General features: G+C 66.1%; 14 protein-coding genes. 12 read left to right on the top strand and 2 right to left on the bottom strand.

The window, feature by feature from the left end; translation table 11 throughout:
- Positions 1 to 14: 14 nt before the first annotated feature.
- Complete coding sequence (locus tag ACEN8G_RS10630; RefSeq protein WP_413417262.1) at positions 15 to 281, bottom strand: DUF6356 family protein; 267 nt, start codon at positions 279 to 281, stop codon at positions 15 to 17.
- Positions 282 to 563: 282 nt separating this feature from the next.
- Here ACEN8G_RS10630 and ACEN8G_RS10625 point away from each other — a divergent pair, with 282 nt between their 5' ends.
- The 5 genes from ACEN8G_RS10625 (at position 564) to ACEN8G_RS10605 (ending at position 6,056) form a co-directional block, all read left to right on the top strand.
- On the top strand, positions 564 to 2,129 hold the full coding sequence (locus ACEN8G_RS10625; protein ID WP_413417272.1) for an MFS transporter: 1,566 nt from the start codon (positions 564 to 566) through the stop codon (positions 2,127 to 2,129).
- Complete coding sequence (locus ACEN8G_RS10620; RefSeq protein WP_413417264.1) at positions 2,126 to 2,590, top strand: YbaK/EbsC family protein; 465 nt, start codon at positions 2,126 to 2,128, stop codon at positions 2,588 to 2,590. Before ACEN8G_RS10625 ends, ACEN8G_RS10620 begins: the two co-directional genes overlap by 4 nt.
- Positions 2,591 to 2,892: 302 nt before the next feature.
- Positions 2,893 to 3,567 carry an RBBP9/YdeN family alpha/beta hydrolase gene (locus ACEN8G_RS10615; RefSeq protein WP_413417266.1) on the top strand — a complete coding sequence of 225 codons (675 nt, stop codon included), beginning with the start codon at positions 2,893 to 2,895 and terminating at the stop codon, positions 3,565 to 3,567.
- 50 nt (positions 3,568 to 3,617) lie between these two features.
- Positions 3,618 to 4,136: a thioredoxin family protein gene (locus ACEN8G_RS10610; RefSeq protein WP_413417268.1), complete on the top strand. Its 519-nt coding sequence runs from the start codon at positions 3,618 to 3,620 to the stop codon at positions 4,134 to 4,136.
- A 321-nt stretch (positions 4,137 to 4,457) separates the two neighbouring features.
- Complete coding sequence (locus tag ACEN8G_RS10605) at positions 4,458 to 6,056, top strand: alpha-N-arabinofuranosidase (RefSeq protein WP_413417270.1); 1,599 nt, start codon at positions 4,458 to 4,460, stop codon at positions 6,054 to 6,056.
- Between the two features lie 66 nt (positions 6,057 to 6,122).
- On the opposite strand, the gene ACEN8G_RS10600 is transcribed toward ACEN8G_RS10605, so the two are convergent.
- On the bottom strand, positions 6,123 to 8,447 hold the full coding sequence (locus ACEN8G_RS10600; RefSeq protein WP_413415546.1) for a TonB-dependent receptor: 2,325 nt from the start codon (positions 8,445 to 8,447) through the stop codon (positions 6,123 to 6,125).
- Positions 8,448 to 8,848: 401 nt separating this feature from the next.
- Here ACEN8G_RS10600 and ACEN8G_RS10595 point away from each other — a divergent pair, with 401 nt between their 5' ends.
- The 7 genes from ACEN8G_RS10595 to ACEN8G_RS10565 are packed head-to-tail and all read left to right on the top strand — an operon-like array spanning position 8,849 to position 15,686.
- On the top strand, positions 8,849 to 9,802 hold the full coding sequence (locus ACEN8G_RS10595; RefSeq protein ID WP_413415547.1) for an aldo/keto reductase: 954 nt from the start codon (positions 8,849 to 8,851) through the stop codon (positions 9,800 to 9,802).
- A gap of 11 nt (positions 9,803 to 9,813) precedes the next feature.
- Positions 9,814 to 10,788: a TauD/TfdA dioxygenase family protein gene (locus ACEN8G_RS10590; RefSeq protein ID WP_413415548.1), complete on the top strand. Its 975-nt coding sequence runs from the start codon at positions 9,814 to 9,816 to the stop codon at positions 10,786 to 10,788.
- On the top strand, positions 10,788 to 11,882 hold the full coding sequence (locus ACEN8G_RS10585) for an ABC transporter substrate-binding protein (protein WP_413415549.1): 1,095 nt from the start codon (positions 10,788 to 10,790) through the stop codon (positions 11,880 to 11,882). Before ACEN8G_RS10590 ends, ACEN8G_RS10585 begins: the two co-directional genes overlap by 1 nt.
- 12 nt (positions 11,883 to 11,894) lie before the next feature.
- Complete coding sequence (locus tag ACEN8G_RS10580; protein ID WP_413415550.1) at positions 11,895 to 12,785, top strand: ABC transporter permease; 891 nt, start codon at positions 11,895 to 11,897, stop codon at positions 12,783 to 12,785.
- A complete protein-coding gene (locus ACEN8G_RS10575; protein WP_413415551.1) occupies positions 12,782 to 13,525 on the top strand; it encodes an ABC transporter ATP-binding protein in 744 nt (247 codons plus the stop codon). Before ACEN8G_RS10580 ends, ACEN8G_RS10575 begins: the two co-directional genes overlap by 4 nt.
- Positions 13,522 to 14,883 carry an LLM class flavin-dependent oxidoreductase gene (locus ACEN8G_RS10570; RefSeq protein WP_413415552.1) on the top strand — a complete coding sequence of 454 codons (1,362 nt, stop codon included), beginning with the start codon at positions 13,522 to 13,524 and terminating at the stop codon, positions 14,881 to 14,883. The genes ACEN8G_RS10575 and ACEN8G_RS10570 overlap by 4 nt, the downstream gene beginning before the upstream one ends.
- Entirely contained in the window at positions 14,880 to 15,686 is an 807-nt protein-coding gene (locus ACEN8G_RS10565) for an NADPH-dependent oxidoreductase (protein WP_413415553.1), read from the top strand. The genes ACEN8G_RS10570 and ACEN8G_RS10565 overlap by 4 nt, the downstream gene beginning before the upstream one ends.
- Positions 15,687 to 15,718: the final 32 nt, after the last annotated feature.

The raw sequence follows: 15,718 nt of genomic DNA, 5'->3' as shown, positions 1-15,718 counted from the left end.
TGCGGTCCCCCCGCTCAGATTTCGTATTCGATCTGCCACTCGGGCTGCTGGTGCGCGAGCGGCTTGGCGTTCATGCCCGGCTGGCGCGCCATCATCTGCGCATAGAGCCGCTTCACTGCGTCGCTGGCGGTGCGGGCGAACAGCGCGGGGAAGATCGAATGGACGACGCAGGCCGCGCCGCCGACGATCATGGTGAAGCCGAATCGCGCGGCCGTTGCAGCATGCTCGCCATAGGTCTCGCCGACGGCGCGCGGGTGGGAGAGGAAGAAGCGCTCGAACATGGGGGCCGTGTACCTGCCCGAGACCGCCATGTGAAGTAGAGCTTTTGCATGCCCAAGCTGGGCTTTGTTCGCTTGGGGCTTGCAATGTCCCGTCCAAATCGCCGAACCTGCCCTTAAGGCGTGCCGAAGAGCGCGCATTAGCGACGGGGGTTCCAACCACGGCAGGACTGTGGTTGGTTAGCGCTAACAATATAAGGGGAAGATAGCTTGAGCCAGGACCTGACGTCCGACACCCCGTCGGCGCCCGAGGGCGATCATCATACAGCCACCAAGAACGAGAAGATGGTGATCGCGGCATCGTCGCTGGGCACCGTGTTCGAGTGGTACGACTTCTATCTCTACGGCCTGCTGGCGACGACGATCTCGGCGCAGTTCTTCGCCGGGGTCAACGACACCACTGCCTTCATCTTCGCGCTCGCCGCCTTTGCCGCGGGGTTCGCGGTGCGGCCGTTCGGCGCGCTGGTGTTCGGGCGGATCGGCGACCTGGTCGGGCGCAAGAACACCTTCCTGGTGACGATGGGGATCATGGGCGGATCGACCTTCGCGGTCGGCCTGCTCCCCAATTTCGCGACTGCCGGCGTGGCGGCGCCGATCCTGCTGGTGACCTTGCGCGTGCTGCAGGGCCTGGCGCTGGGCGGCCAATATGGCGGCGCCGCCACCTATGTCGCCGAGCATGCGCCCAACCACAAGCGCGGCCTCTATACGAGCTGGATCCAGACCACCGCGACGCTCGGCCTGTTCGCCTCGCTGCTGGTGGTGATCGGGACGCGGTCCTGGCTGGGCGAGGCGGCGTTTGCGAGCTGGGGTTGGCGCGTGCCGTTCCTCGCCTCGATCCTGCTGCTCGGCGTGTCGCTGTGGGTACGGCTGCAGCTCAACGAGAGCCCGGTCTATGCCCGGATGAAGGCGACCGGCAACGTCTCCAAGGCGCCGCTGACCGAGGCGTTCCTGCGCTGGGGCAACCTGCGCATCGTGCTGATCGCGCTGTTCGGTGCGGTCGTCGGCCAGGCGGTGGTCTGGTACACGGGCCAGTTCTACGCGCTGTTCTTCCTCGAGAAGACGCTCAAGGTCGACGGGATGACGGCGAACGTGCTGATCGCCATCGCGCTGGCGCTGGGCACGCCGTTCTTCGTGTTCTTCGGCTGGCTGTCGGACAGGATCGGCCGCAAGCCGATCATCCTGGCGGGCTGCCTGCTGGCGTCGATCAGCTATTTCCCGCTGTTCCATGCGCTGACCCAGGCGGCGAACCCGGCGCTGGCGGAGGCGCAGGCGAAGGCGCCGGTGACTGTCTATGCCGATCCGGCGCTCTGCTCGGTGCAGTTCGATCCGATCGGCAAGAACAAGTTCGACAAGACCGGCTGCGACATCGCCAAGTCGACGCTCGCCAAGGCGGGCGTTCCCTATGCGACCAAGCCGCACGGCTCCGGCGACGTCAGCATCGGCGCCACCAGCGTCGCGGTGGGCGAGATGGCGACCTACTCCAAGCGGCTGAGCGCGGCGCTGGCCGAGGCAGGCTATCCCGCCAAGGCGGATGACGCCCGGATCAACAAGCCGCTGGTGATCGCGATCCTGTTCGCGCTCGTGCTGCTGGTGACCATGGTATACGGCCCGATCGCCGGCATGCTGGTCGAGCTGTTCCCGAGCCGGATTCGCTACACTTCGATGTCGCTGCCCTATCATCTGGGCAATGGCTGGTTCGGCGGCTTCCTGCCGGCGACCGCCTTCGCGATGGTCGCGGCGACCGGGGACATCTATTACGGCCTCTGGTACCCGGTGGTGGCTGCGGCCTGCACCTTCATCCTCGGCCTGTTGCTGTTGCCCGAGACCTTCAGGAAGAGGATCGAGGATTGACCGTCGAAACCGTGCGTGCGTGGCTTGCCGAACATGCTCCCGATCTCGGCCTGATCGAACAATCGGCAAGCACGGCGACGGTGGCGGAGGCGGCGGCGACGCTCGGGGTCGAGCCCGGGCGGATCGCCAAGACGCTGGCGTTGCGGGTGGGCGAGGGCGTGCTGCTCGTCGTCGCCCGCGGCGATGCCCGGCTCGACAATGCCAAGGCGAAGGCGGCGTTCGGTGGCCGCGCCTCGATGCTCGGCGCCGAGGAGGCGGAGGCGCGCACCGGGCATCCGGTAGGCGGCGTCTGCCCCTTCGGGCTCGCGACGCCGCTGCCGGTCTATTGCGACGTCTCGATCCGCGGCTATGCGACGGTTTTTCCGGCGGCGGGGTCGCGGAGGGCTTCGGTGGAGGTGGCGCCGGAGCGGCTGGCGGGGCTGGTTTCGGAGCGCTGGGTGGACGTCTGCAAGCTCGCATGAGGCAGCTAGCCGCGCGGATTGGCGGGCACGGCAGGCGCACATCAAGGGCTGCTCTTCGCCATCGACAAAGCTTCGGGGGCAGGATGAAGCGCTGCAGCAGCGAAGAGCCACGCGAGAAGGCGCCGGTCGGCTTTCGATCGAGAGGGGACCGGAGGCGGCATGACGCTCGCCGTGCGGGATGCGCATTGAACATCCGCGGGGATGGTCTGCTTTCCACATGGCAAGTTTTTAAATCATAGCGAGTCGATGGGAATTCTGTTCACATCTTCCGCTCAAGGCTTCGGCAGTGAGAGGGTGCGGATATGGATTTCCCCGAGGATGGCCGGATCAAGCTGCTCACCGTGCCAGGTGTTGACGGTTCGGGTGCCAGGCACTGGCAAAGCTCCTCGGAGCAGGATCTCGAGGATTGCTACCGGGTAGACCTTGGCTGCTGGGACGATCCCATCCGCAATGTCTGGATCAGTCGGCTCGACCAGGCGGTCCATGAAGCCCGTGGCGAAGTCGTCCTTATCGCGCATAGCCTGGGCTGCCAGACGGTTGCGTGGTGGGCGCGGCTGTTGGGGCCTGACGGCGTGTCTTCGGTCCGAGGTGCGCTGCTCGTGGCGCCACCCGATGTCGACTTCCAGGAGATCGATCCAAGGCTGGATCGCTTGGCGCCCAATCCGGATGTCGCCTTCCCGTTTCCGGCGCTCGTGGTGGCGAGCCGGGACGATCCCTATGCCACGATTTCGCGCGCCCGCGAGATCGCCGATCAATGGGGCGCGGCGTTCGTCGATGCCGGCGAGCTGGGGCATATCAACGCCAATTCGGACATTGCCGACTGGACAGGGGGGCAGGCGCTCGTCGAGCTGGTCGCTTCCGGCATCCGGGACCGTTCGCAGATCGAGCGGCTGGCCGCCGATCTGCTGGCCGTGCCTGCCCGGCCAGACCGGCCGAAGCACGGCATACGGACATTCGAACCGCGTAGCACGGCCTGAATCTGGCGCGCGCAATCCTTCCCTTCCCGACACTCGAACGGAGCCATTTCATGAAATCCTTGCCTGCGCTGGCGGTTCTCGCCGTGCCGTTCCTGCTCGCCGCCGCCGCCCCCGATCGGGCGCCGCGCGTGCCGATCACGTCGTTCGAGCAACTGCCCAAGCCGCTGCCGCTCCCCTATGACGAAAGTGCAGATGCCGACCAGACGGTCGCGGCGGCGAAGTTGCGGGCCAAGCGAGCCGGCAAGCGGCTGATCATCGATCTTGGCGGCAATTGGTGCCTCGATTGCCGATTGCTCGCGGGCACGCTGGAATTGCCGGCGTTGAAGGGCTGGCTCGCCAGCCGCTATGAGATCGTGACGGTCGATATCGGCCGGTTCGACAAGAATCTGCAGATCCCTGCGCATTATGGCATCCGCTCGCGGCTGGAGGGCGTGCCGGCGCTGCTGATCGTCGATCCCAAGACCGACAAGCTGGTCAATGGTCGCAGCATCGCAGCGCTGGCGGATGCGCGCAGCCTGACGCCGCAGGCGCTGGCCGACTGGCTCGCGCAATGGTCTCCCAAGCGCTGATAGATCGGGTGCTGTCAGGGCGAGGCCCGGAGGACCTAAGACAAGGTCCGATAGGTGGGCGCACGCTGCGGGAAAGGCGTTGAGAGCATCGCGCTATCGATGTCGAATATCATCCCCGTTGGCTATGTTGTAGGACTATTAATATCCGTTTCAAGTGCGACCTTCGTCGGTATCTTTCCTTGCGCGATTAAGCGCGACACCCGTGGTGACTCCTGCTTGACCGCTGATTTTGTCGGACTAGAAACTTGGGCGAGGCCGAGCGTCGGGTCCTTCGTCCAATGTCCGATTTCTGCCTGAAAAAGATCAGAACAGGGAGGATTAATGATCGATCTCGTCCGTCCGGGCGCCGCCCTTGCGCTCCTGCTGGCTTCCGCGTCGCCGGCGCTTGCCCAGAACGACGCTTCCGCGCCGGTGGAAGTGGTGGTGGATACCGCCAAGCCCGGCAGCAAGATCGACCGCAACATCTTCGGCCAGTTCGCTGAGCATCTCGGAACCGGCATCTATGGCGGCGTCTGGGTCGGCAAGGATTCGCCGATCCCGAATGTGCGTGGCATCCGCAAGGACGTGGTCGCCGCACTCCGCGCGATCCGCGTGCCGAACGTCCGCTGGCCGGGCGGCTGCTTCGCCGACGAATATCATTGGCGCCACGGCATCGGCCCCGCGAAGGACCGCAGGGTGTCGATCAATTCGAACTGGGGAGGGGCGACGGAGCCAAACAGCTTCGGAACCGACGAATTCATGGACTTTGCCGACCAGATCGGCAGCGACGCCTATATCTCGGTCAATATCGGCTCGGGTACGGTGGCGGAGGCCGCCGAGTGGCTCGAATACATGACCGCCGATCCCGAGACCACGGCGGGCAAGGAGCGCGCCGCGAACGGCCACAAGGCGCCCTACAAGGTGAAGTATCTCGGCATCGGCAACGAGAGCTGGTCGTGCGGCGGCGCGATGACCGCCGACCATTATGCCGATGTGATGAAGCCCTACGCCCGCTTCGTGCGCAACTACAACCCGACCCAAGCCGCCGCCAGCCCCGGCGCGATGCAGCGCATCGCCGTGGGACCGGGCGACGACAATCTGTCCTACACCGAAAGCGTGATGAAGGCGTGGAAGGCGCATGACTGGGCGTGGAGCATCGAGGGCCTTTCGCTCCATCGCTACACCACCGGCGGCGGCTGGCCGGTGACCCAGCCGAGCACCGGCTTCGACGAGGGCCGCTATGCGCTGATGCTCAAGGAAACGCTGGGCATGGACGAGACCATCGCGAAGAACGCCGCGATCATGGACAAGTATGATCCCGAGAAGAAGGTGGCGATCGCGGTCGATGAATGGGGCGCCTGGCTGGCGCCCAATCCGGGCAGCAACCCAGGCTTCCTGCAGCAGCAGAACTCGATGCGCGACGCGATCCTGGCGGCGCTCAACCTCAACATCTTCGCGCGCCATGCGGACCGGGTGCGGATCACCAACATCGCCCAGATGATCAACGTGCTCCAGGCGATGATCCTCACCGACAAGGAGAAGATGGTCCTCACGCCGACCTACCACATCTACAAGATGTACCTGCCGTTCCAGGATGCGACCTATGTGCCGGTGAAGTTCGACGGCGGCACCTACACCCAGGGCGACATCAAGCTGCCCCGCGTCGATGCGGTGGCCGTGCGCGATACGGCGGGCAAGCTCTGGCTGGCGGTGACCAATCTCGATCCCAACCGGCCTGCCAGGATCGTCGCCCGCTTCCCCGGCATGCAGGCGCGCGCCGCGCGCGGCGAGCTGCTGACCGCGCCGCGGGTGGACTCGGTGAACAGCTTCGAGGCGCCCGATGCCGTGGTGCCCAAGCCGTTCGCAGGCAAGGCCGGCAAGGACGGCGTGACGCTGGAGCTGCCGGGCAAGTCCGTGGCGGTGGTGCAGATCGACCTCTGAGCGGGCGGCCGGGCGGGGACCTGCGTCCTCGCCCGGTCCGCCACCGGATCCGGGAAGCGCGGCACGCTAGAACGACGCCCTGAGGGTCGCTCCCACCGTCCGCGGCGTACCCAGCTGTCCAGCATAGGCAAAGGCCGAGGCGCCGACGATCTGGCTGGTGCTCAGGTTCTGGAAATAGCGTTTGTCGAACAGGTTGCTGGCCCAAACCGAGAGGTCGTAGCGCCCATCGGCGAAGCTTGCCCCGAAGCGAAGGTTTGCGACAGCATAAGCGTCGATCAGACTGTAGGGGCCGGCATCGGCGGCACCATAGGTGCTCGAGCGATAGCTGACCTGGCCGATCGCATAGCCCTTCACGCTGGGCGAAAGGTTGGTGTGCAGATCGATGATCGCATTGCCGATCCATTTCGGCGCCTGCCACAGGGGCTTGCCGGTCAGGTTGCAGACTCCGGTGACACCGACGGGGCAGGGCGCGTTGGGATAGCGGGTGTAGATCGCGTCATTGTACGATCCATTGAGTGTGAAGGTGACTTCGTCCGTCGCCCGCAGATTGGCATCCAGCTCGACACCGCGCGAGCGCACGTCGCCGACATTGGCGAGATAGGAGCGGTTGCCATTGGTCGGCACGATATTGGCCTGCAGGCCCTCGAGCTCGGTCCAGAACGCGCTGAGGTTGAACGTCAGGCGACGGCCGAACAGCTCCGACTTGAGACCCGCTTCCCAGTTCCGCACCTTCTCGGGATCGAGCACCAGCGGCGTGCCGGCGGTCACCGCCGAGTTCAGGTTGAGGCCCGATCCCTTGTAGCCGGTCGAATAGGACGCATAGAGCAGCACGTCCCGCGTGACCTTGTAGGACGCGCTCAGCAGGTAGGACAGATTGTCGTCGCTGACCGAGACATTGTAGTGGAACGGGATCGAGGTCGCCGGATTGGGGGTGCCCAGGGTCGAGGTATCCGAGCGTCCCCATCTCTTGTCGCGGGTATAGCGCAGGCCCGCCGTCAGGATCAGGTTCGGGGTGAGCTCGAAGTTGGCCTGGCCGAAGGCGGCTACGCTGTCGACGCTGGTCCGGACGTCGTCGAGATATTGCGAGCCGGCCGCGATCGAGATCGCTGCGGCGTTCGGGTTCGCGAGCCTCGCATAGGTCGTGTAGAAGGCGCTCGCATCGAAGCCGAACTGGTTGAGGATGAAATGGTCGGTCAGGTCGCTGTGGAACAGGAATCCGCCGATCTGCCAGTTGAACCGGCCCGGCTTCGATGCCAGCCGCAGCTCCTGCGAATATTGATCGGTCTTCGTCTGGGCGACATTGACCTGGATGATGTCGAGCGGCGTGCCGTCGCTGTCCTGGAGCGGGCTGAAATGCCAATAGCGCCAGGCCGAGATCGAGGTCAGCGTCGCGAAGCCGAGGTTCCAGTCGGCCTGTAGCGACAGGCCCTTCTGGTCGGTCAGCATGTTCTGGGTCGAGTTGTTGCTGGTGTCGCTGCGGTTGCCGGTCGGGACATAGCCAAGCGCGGAGAGCGCTGCGAGCGTCCGGCCCGTGGTCGCGCTCAGGCTGGCGGGCAGCACCAGCTTGGTCGCGCTGACACAGCAGGTATCGTCCTCCTGGCTATAATCGCCGATCAGCCGGATCGTCAGGTCGGATGTCGGGGTGAACAGCAGTTGGGCACGAAAGCCTGCGCGTCCGACGCTATTCGCCGCGACCCCGGTCCTGGTGTTCGGCAGGACGCCGCCGCGATGCGTGTTGAACCCGGTCACCCGGAAGGCGAGCACGTTGTTGACGATGGGTCCGGTAAGGCTCAGCCGTTCCTGATTGTAGCCGTAGTTGCCGATCGAGAGCTCGGCGGTGCCCCCGAATTCGAACTCGGGCTTGCGCGTGCTGATGTTGAGGACGCCCGCCGAGTTGTTGCGGCCGAACAGCGTTCCCTGGGGCCCGCGCAGCACCTCGACCCGGTCGACATCGATCAGGTCGGCCAGGGCCATGCCGGGGCGGCCGAGATAGACATTGTCGATATAGACGCCCACCGAAGTATCGAGCCCGTCGGAGGCCGAGGACACACCGATGCCGCGAATACCGACCGACGAATTGCGGGGATTGGAGTTGAAGGCGGTGAGGCTTGGCGTCCGCGCCTGGATGTCCGGCAGGGTATAGCCGCCCGTCCGCTCCAGTGCGTCGCCACTGACCACGGAGAGCGCGATCGGTACATCCTGTGCGCGCTCCTGCTGGCGGCGCGCGGTGACCGTGATCTCTTCCTCGGCCGTGGCCGGCCGATCCGCGGACGTGTCGCGCGACGGAGTTTCCGGGTCCGAGCGTTTCAGCCGGTCGTCATCGGCGAAAGCGGGGCTGGCGAAGGCAGTGACGGAAGACAGCAGCAGTGCGACCCGGTAGGCGTTCTTCATCGAGCCCATCCTCATAATGCAGGGAAGATCGATCACGGTCCGGCACGGTCGAAGCCTCCCGCAGCTTCTGTCCGTGCCCCGCGATGTTGCGACGCACCAACGAACCTCCGCATCAATTCATACTGAGTCAATGGGAATTGAGCCTGTTGAGAGCCCAAGGAATTCTATCCGCTGCTCGGAAAATCGGGGGCTGGAAGCGCCCGATCGTGGCATATCCGACTGATAAATTTGCACGTTTCGTGCCAGGGGCCTGACGCGCCGCACTTGGAAATTAATTCCTATTCAAATGATAGGGATTCTCACCGGTTCAAAAGTTTTTCTACGTTCCTCGATTGCCTGGCTTGGGCGCAGCCTTTGCCGGCGGCCGCATCGCTGCGCCGCTGGCATCGGGAGTTTTGAGTATGCCGCAAATCGGAAAACTGACTGTCAGCCCGCAGGGCTTCGGCGCGATGGGCCTGTCCCACAGCTATGGCCGTGCGGAGGACGCGGGCTCGATCGAGACCCTTCACCGCGCAATCGATCTCGGGATCACCTTCTTCGACACCGCGACCGGCTATGGCAAAGGCCATAACGAGCAACTGCTCGGCGAAGCGGTTCGCGGACGCCGCGACCGGCTGGTGATCGCCAGCAAGTTCATCCACCGCCCCGAAGGGCCCGAGGGCGCGGTCGTCCAGCCGCGCGAAGCGGTCGAGGCGAGCCTCACGCGGCTCGGCGTCGAGCAGATCGATCTCTATTATCTCCACCGCGTCGACAAGCAGATCCCCATCGAGGAATCGGTGGGCGCACTCGGCAGGCTCGTCGAGGAAGGCAAGATCGGGGCCGTCGGCGTTTCCGAAGCCAGCGCCGAGCAGATCCGGCGCGCGCACGCAGCCTTCCCGCTGACCGCGCTGCAGAGCGAATATTCGCTGTGGACGCGCGACGTCGAGGTGGAAATCCTGCCGACCGTCCGGGAACTCGGTATTGGCTTCGTCGCCTACAGCCCGCTTGGCCGGGGCTTCCTCGCCGGGGCCGAACTGGGCGACGCGAACGATGTGCGACACGGGCATCCGCGCTTCCAGCCGGAGGCGATCGCCGCGAACGCCGCGCGCCGCGAAGTCATCACCCAGGTCGCCGAACGGCTCGGCGCCAGCAATGCGCAGGTCGCGCTCGCCTGGCTGTTGTCGAAGGGCGTCGTGCCGATCCCGGGCACCCGGCACATTCACCATCTCGAGGCCAATTGGGCGGCCAATGAGCTCGAGCTCGACGCTGATACGGTCGCCGAACTCGAGGGGACCTATGTCCGCGGTTCGACCGTCGGCACGCGCTATCCGGCCGACCGCCTCGCCCAGGTTCCGCCCGAACCCGTCGCCGCCTGAGGAGATTTGCGATGACCGTCACTGCATTGCGCGCAGAGGATGCGCGCGACCGCTTCACCTATGACCATATCACCGTCGAGCCGGTGACCCCTACGATCGGCGCCGAGATCAGCGGCGTGGACCTGACCAGGCCCGTCACCCCGGAGCTCGCGGCGGACATCCAGAAGGCCCTGCGCGACTGGCGGGTCATATTCTTCCGCGACCAGCATATCGACAACGACCAGCTCAAGGCGTTCGGCCGCGCGTTCGGACCGCTGACCCCGGCGCATCCGATCGCGGAGGGCCTCGAGGACCATCCGGAGATCTGGGAACGCACCGTCGACGAATATCGTGCGCGGCGCACCCGCAACGATGCGCTGCCGCCCGGCCGCGAGCCCCCGCGCGATTATAAGGGCTGGCACATCGACATCACCTTCGTCGCCAATCCGAACCGCTATTCGATCCTCTACGGCGTCGAGATCCCGCCCTATGGCGGCGACACGCTCTTCACCAACCTGATCGAAGCCTATCGCGGGCTTTCGCCCAGCATCCAGAAGCTGATCGACGGATTGCAGGCGGTCCACCGCAGCAGCGGCTACGACGGCCAGGGCGCCAGGCCCCGGCGTGACGGCCGTTCGACCGGCCCCTTCGTCTCGCTCCACCCGCTCGTGCGCGTGCACCCGGAGACCGGCGAGAAGCTCCTGTTCCTCAATCCAGGGACGGTGAGCCATATCGTCGGCCTGAAGGAGCGCGAGAGTCAGGCACTGCTCGACCTGCTGTTCTACGAGGCGACGCGCCCGGAATATCAGGTGCGCTTCCACTGGCGCCCGAAGTCGCTCGTGGTCTGGGACAATCAGGCCGTCGCCCATGCCGGGCCGATCGATTACTCGCATTTCGACCTTCCGCGCGCGGTACGCCGGATCACGGTCGCGGGTGGCTTGCCCGAGGGCCCGGATGGCTTCCGCAGCCGTCCGCTCGAAGGCGAATTGTTCAACGTGCTCGGCTGATGCCGCGCGGGCGCAAACGCACCCCCTGGGGGCTGTACGGGCTGGCCGCCTTCGTGGCGGTCACCATCGCCGCCCTGTTTGCGTTTGCGCCCAACCGGGCCGTGGACGCCGCCCCGGCAGGCGGCGGGCTGGCGCTCGACGCGCCGTTGCCCGGCAAGGTCGATAAGGACACGGTTCTCGTGGTCGGCGATCCGGTCACGCAATGGGTGTTCGAGCATAATGGCTGGGACCGGCAATTGCCGTTCCGCATCCGCTGGGCCCAGATCACCGGCGGCCCGGACGTGACCGAGGCCTTTCATGCCCGCGCGCTCGACGTGGGGATCGGTGCCAATGTCCCGCCGATCCATGCGATCTGGGTGGGGCTGCCGGTCAAGATCGTCGCGATCCGTGCGCGCCGGGATCCTGTCGCCAATCCGGCCTTTGTCTGGGGAATCGCGCCGAATTCGGGTATTGCCCGGCTCGAGGATCTGAAGGGCAAGCGCATCGCGTTCAGCCCCAGTCAGGTGCAGAGCCAGATCGTCGTGCAGACGCTGAAGGCGATCGGGCTCACCACCAGGGACGTGAAGCTGGTCGAGCTGCCGTCCTCCATCGGCGGGGACGTCTATACCAGCGCCCTTGCCAGCAACGTCGTCGATGCCGCGCCGATCGGTGGCGGGATCGTCGCCGAGCGCTATCTTCGCAAGTTCGGCCGCGACGGCGCCAAGACATTGCGGCATCCGCCGTTCCGCGACGATCTCGTCCTGGCCTATGTGCCGGAAACCAGCCTCAAGGATCCCGGCAAGGCGGCTGCGCTCAAGATCTATGTCGAATGGTGGGTGAAGGCCCAGCGCTGGCAGCAGGCGCACAAGGCCGAACTCGCCCGCGGCTATTATGAGCAGCACCAGGGCCTCAGCGCCGCGGACGCAAGGCTCATCGTCGATGCAGCCGGCGATATTTCGCTCCCCGCCGACTGGGGCGATGCACGCCGGTACCAGCAATCCGCCATCGACCTGCTGTCCGCCGAGACCGGGCGTCCGCGCTTCGACGCCGCGACGCTCTTCGACAATCGTTTCGAACCGCTGGCGACGACACCTGCGCCGCTGGCCCAGCGATAGGGAGGCGCCATCATGAACGCCCATGCCTTTATCGACACGCCGAGCGGCGAGGGCGCTATCGCGCGCGCGCCGATCGCCGGGATTGTGCCGCATCGTCCCGCTCCGGGGCCGTTGGCACCGCGCGCCCGTATCCGGCTCGGCCTCGACAAGCCGGCGCGCTGGGGCTGGACGCTCGGCCCCTTGCTGCTGCTGGTCTATTGGGCGGTGCTGTCCGAAACGGGATTTCTCGACAGCCGCACGCTCCCTGCGCCCTGGGTCGCGGTGGAAACGGCGGTCGATCTGGTCCGCACCGGCCGGCTGCAGGAGCATTTCGCCATTTCGGCGTGGCGCGCCGCACAGGGGCTGGCGTTCGGCACCGTCACGGGTATCGCCCTCGCGCTGGTATCCGGCCTGAGCCTGCTCGGCGGCTATGTCATCGATGGCCTCGTCCAGTTGAAGCGGGGCGTGCCCGTCCTTGCCCTCATTCCGTTCATGGTGCTGTGGTTCGGCGTCGGCGAGGCGATGAAGATCAGCGTGATCGCGATCACCGTCTTCGTGCCGATCTATCTCCATACCCATAACGCCCTTCGGGCGATCGACATCCGGCATGTCGAGCTGGCCGAGACGCTCGGGCTGACGCGAAGCCAGTTCATCCGTCATGTCGTCCTGCCGGGCGCCTTGCCGGGCCTGCTCCTGGGCCTTCGCTTCGGCGTGACCGCGTCCTGGCTGGCGCTGGTCGTCGTCGAGCAGCTGAACGCGACCAGCGGCATCGGCTACATGGTCACCCTGGCCCGCAATTATGCGCAGACCGACGTGATGCTGGTCGGCCTGGTCATCTATGCGTTGCTCGGTCTCGCCTCGGACGCTGTCGTCCGATTGGTCCAGGCCAGGGCGCTGCGCTGGCGCAGGACCCTGGCAGGGTGAGCGCGGCGGTGCGCATTCGCGGCCTGGCGCGCCACTTCACCGCCAAGGGCGTGCTCGACGGCATCGACCTCGACATCGCCCCGGGAGAGTTCGTTGCGCTGCTCGGGCGCAGCGGCTCGGGGAAGAGCACGCTGCTGCGCGCGCTGGCCAATCTGGACCATGAGGCTGAAGGCAGTGGCGAAATCCACGTGCCCGAGCGCATCTCGGTCGTATTCCAGGACGCCCGGCTGCTGCCATGGAAGTGCGTGCTCGACAATGTCGCGCTGGGGCTTGGCGGCGACGATGCGCGCGCACGCGGGCGTCAGGCCCTTGCCGAAGTTGAGCTCGCCGGCCGCGAGCGCTCCTGGCCCCACGAACTCTCGGGCGGGGAGCAGCAGCGCGTGGCACTGGCCAGGTCGCTCGTTCGCGCGCCGCAACTGCTGCTCGCCGACGAGCCGTTCGGCGCACTCGATGCGCTGACCCGCATCCGGATGCACGCGCTGTTGCGTCGCCTGTCCGAAACCCACCGGCCCGCGGTGCTGCTGGTCACCCATGACGTTGCCGAAGCGATCGAGCTCGCTGATCGCATCGTCATCCTCGAGGAGGGCCGCATCGTCCGCGACATCGCCGTCGCGCTTCCCGCCGAAGGGCCGCGCCGGCGCGAGCGCTTCGCGGCGCTCCAGACCGAACTCCTGGCGCTGTTCGGGATCGATGACGATCACGGGCTCGCCCATCACGCAAAGGAAAGGCACGTCGCATGAGCGAACGGAAACTTCGTCTCGGCGCCTTCTTGCAGGCGACCGGTCACCATGTCTCCGCCTGGCTGCACCCCGAGGCGCAGGCCGATGCCGGGCATAATCTCGAGCACTACAAGGCGCTGGCGCAGACCGCCGAGCGCGGCAGGTTCGACCTCGTCTTCGTCGCCGACAGCCCGGGCGGCTATGCCGATTTCAACGACACCGACACGTTCCGGCAGAACGCCAAGGCGGCGCATTTCGAGCCGGTGACCCTCTGGGCGGCACTCGCCCAGGTGACCGAGCGGATCGGCTTCGTGGCGACGTCCACGACGACCTATGAGGACCCGTATACCACCGCGCGAAAATTCGCCTCGCTCGATTGGGTGAGCGGCGGGAGGGCGGCGTGGAACGTCGTCACCACAGGCGCCGACGTTTCCGCCAATTTCAGCCGCAACGAGCATCTCGAGCATTCCCGCCGCTATGAACGGGCGGAGGAATATATCGATGTCGTGAAGGGGCTGTGGGACAGCTATGACGACGATGCCTTCGTCCGCGACCGGGACAGCGGCGTCTATCTCGATACCGACCGCTTCCGCGTCCTCAACCATGTCGGCCCGCATTTCCAGGTCCGCGGGCCGCTCAACATCGCACGGCCGCCCCAGGGGTATCCGGTCATCGTCCAGGCCGGCGCGTCGGAGCCGGGACGTGAACTCGCCGCACGGACCGCGGAAGTGATCTTCACGGCCAATCTGATCCTCGCCGATGCGCAGGACTTCTATGCCGATGTGAAGGGCCGCCTGGCGAAATTCGGCCGCCGGCAGGAGGACCTTCTGGTCATGCCCGGGATCTTCGCCGTGCTCGGGGGCACCGAGGAGGAGGCGAAACGGCGCTATGAGGAGCTGCAGTCGCTCGTCCACCCGGCGGTGGCATGGAACATCCTCCGCCGCCACTACCAGGGCGTCGACCTTTCCGGCTATTCGCTGGACGACGTAGCGCCGCCGCTCCCCGAGGACACCAATGGCAGCAAGAGCCGGCTCAAGCTCGTCTCGGACCTGGTCGAGCGCGAGCGGCCGACCCTTCGCCAGCTTTATCGCCAGGTCTCCACTGCACGCGGGCACCTGACGACCGTCGGCACGCCCGAGCAGGTCGCGGACCTCATCCAGACCTGGTTCGAGCAGGGCGCGGCCGACGGCTTCAACGTGATGCCGCCGATCCTGCCGACGGGCCTTACCGAATTCGTCGACGAGGTCGTGCCGGTGCTGCAGCGGCGCGGCCTGTTCCGCGAGGAATATGAAGGCACGACGCTGCGGGAGAATCTCGGCCTGGCCCGCCCGTCGAGCAGCGCGGGCCTGCGGGCATCGCGACTGGCGACGATCGCATGAGTATCTTGGATCGCTACGGCGACGTCGTGGCGCTGCAGGCGCTTCGGTCCAATGCGGTGATCGATGGCCTGCTCGCGCACCGCTCGGTTCGCACCTACCTGCCCGATCCCTTGCCCGAAGGCACGATCGAGACGCTGGTCGCGGCTGCGCAATCCGCGCCGACCTCTTCAAATCTTCAGGTCTGGAGCGTCGTCGCGGTCGAAGATCCGGATCGCAAGGCCGGTCTCGCTGCCCTGGCCGGCAACCAGAAGCACATCCTCGAAGCGCCGCTGCTGCTGGTCTGGCTGATCGATTTCGACCGGCTGACCCAGATCGGCGCAGCTGCCGACCGGACGCCGCATGCGCTGGACTACACCGAGAGCTTCCTTCTTGGCGCCGTCGATACGGCGCTTGCCGCGCAGAACGCCGTGGTTGCGCTGGAATCGCTCGGGCTCGGTTCGGTCTATATCGGAGGCATCCGGAATCATCCTGCAGAGGTTGCCGAGCTGCTCGATCTTCCTCCGCGCGTGTTCCCCCTTGTCGGCCTGGTGGTCGGACATCCCGACCCTGCGCGACCGGCATCGGTCAAGCCCCGGCTGCCCCAGTCCATGGTGCTCTATCGCGAGCGATACGAATGGAGCGAGGCAAAGCACGACGCGGTGCATGGCTATGACCGGACATTGCGGGCTTTCCAGGAGCGCGAGGGGATGCCACAGCTTGGGTGGAGGGAACTGGCACTCCGCAGGACGGCAGGCCCACAGTCCATGGCCGGACGCGAAGTGCTGAAAGCGGTTCTGGAGAACCAGGGCTTCGCCCTTCTCTGAAGGTACGGAAGGCGCGCTCATGGCCGCCCGGA

Origin of the sequence: Sphingomonas sp. Sphisp66, assembly GCF_047324325.1 — a bacterium.
Taxonomy (GTDB): Bacteria; Pseudomonadota; Alphaproteobacteria; order Sphingomonadales; family Sphingomonadaceae; genus Sphingomonas.
This window is presented reverse-complemented; position numbering and strand designations above follow the sequence as displayed.

What these genes read in the sequence shown, in the direction of transcription:
- ACEN8G_RS10585 (WP_413415549.1), top strand. Translation starts at nt 10,788, where the DNA reads ATGCCGCGCGGGCGCAAACGCACCCCCTGGGGGCTGTACGGGCTGGCC.
- ACEN8G_RS10610 (WP_413417268.1), top strand. Translation starts at nt 3,618, where the DNA reads ATGAAATCCTTGCCTGCGCTGGCGGTTCTCGCCGTGCCGTTCCTGCTC.
- ACEN8G_RS10565 (WP_413415553.1), top strand. Translation starts at nt 14,880, where the DNA reads ATGAGTATCTTGGATCGCTACGGCGACGTCGTGGCGCTGCAGGCGCTT.
- ACEN8G_RS10625 (WP_413417272.1), top strand. Translation starts at nt 564, where the DNA reads ATGGTGATCGCGGCATCGTCGCTGGGCACCGTGTTCGAGTGGTACGAC.
- ACEN8G_RS10615 (WP_413417266.1), top strand. Translation starts at nt 2,893, where the DNA reads ATGGATTTCCCCGAGGATGGCCGGATCAAGCTGCTCACCGTGCCAGGT.
- ACEN8G_RS10580 (WP_413415550.1), top strand. Translation starts at nt 11,895, where the DNA reads ATGAACGCCCATGCCTTTATCGACACGCCGAGCGGCGAGGGCGCTATC.
- ACEN8G_RS10570 (WP_413415552.1), top strand. Translation starts at nt 13,522, where the DNA reads ATGAGCGAACGGAAACTTCGTCTCGGCGCCTTCTTGCAGGCGACCGGT.
- ACEN8G_RS10600 (WP_413415546.1), bottom strand. Translation starts at nt 8,447, where the DNA reads ATGAAGAACGCCTACCGGGTCGCACTGCTGCTGTCTTCCGTCACTGCC.
- ACEN8G_RS10590 (WP_413415548.1), top strand. Translation starts at nt 9,814, where the DNA reads ATGACCGTCACTGCATTGCGCGCAGAGGATGCGCGCGACCGCTTCACC.
- ACEN8G_RS10595 (WP_413415547.1), top strand. Translation starts at nt 8,849, where the DNA reads ATGCCGCAAATCGGAAAACTGACTGTCAGCCCGCAGGGCTTCGGCGCG.
- ACEN8G_RS10630 (WP_413417262.1), bottom strand. Translation starts at nt 281, where the DNA reads ATGTTCGAGCGCTTCTTCCTCTCCCACCCGCGCGCCGTCGGCGAGACC.
- ACEN8G_RS10605 (WP_413417270.1), top strand. Translation starts at nt 4,458, where the DNA reads ATGATCGATCTCGTCCGTCCGGGCGCCGCCCTTGCGCTCCTGCTGGCT.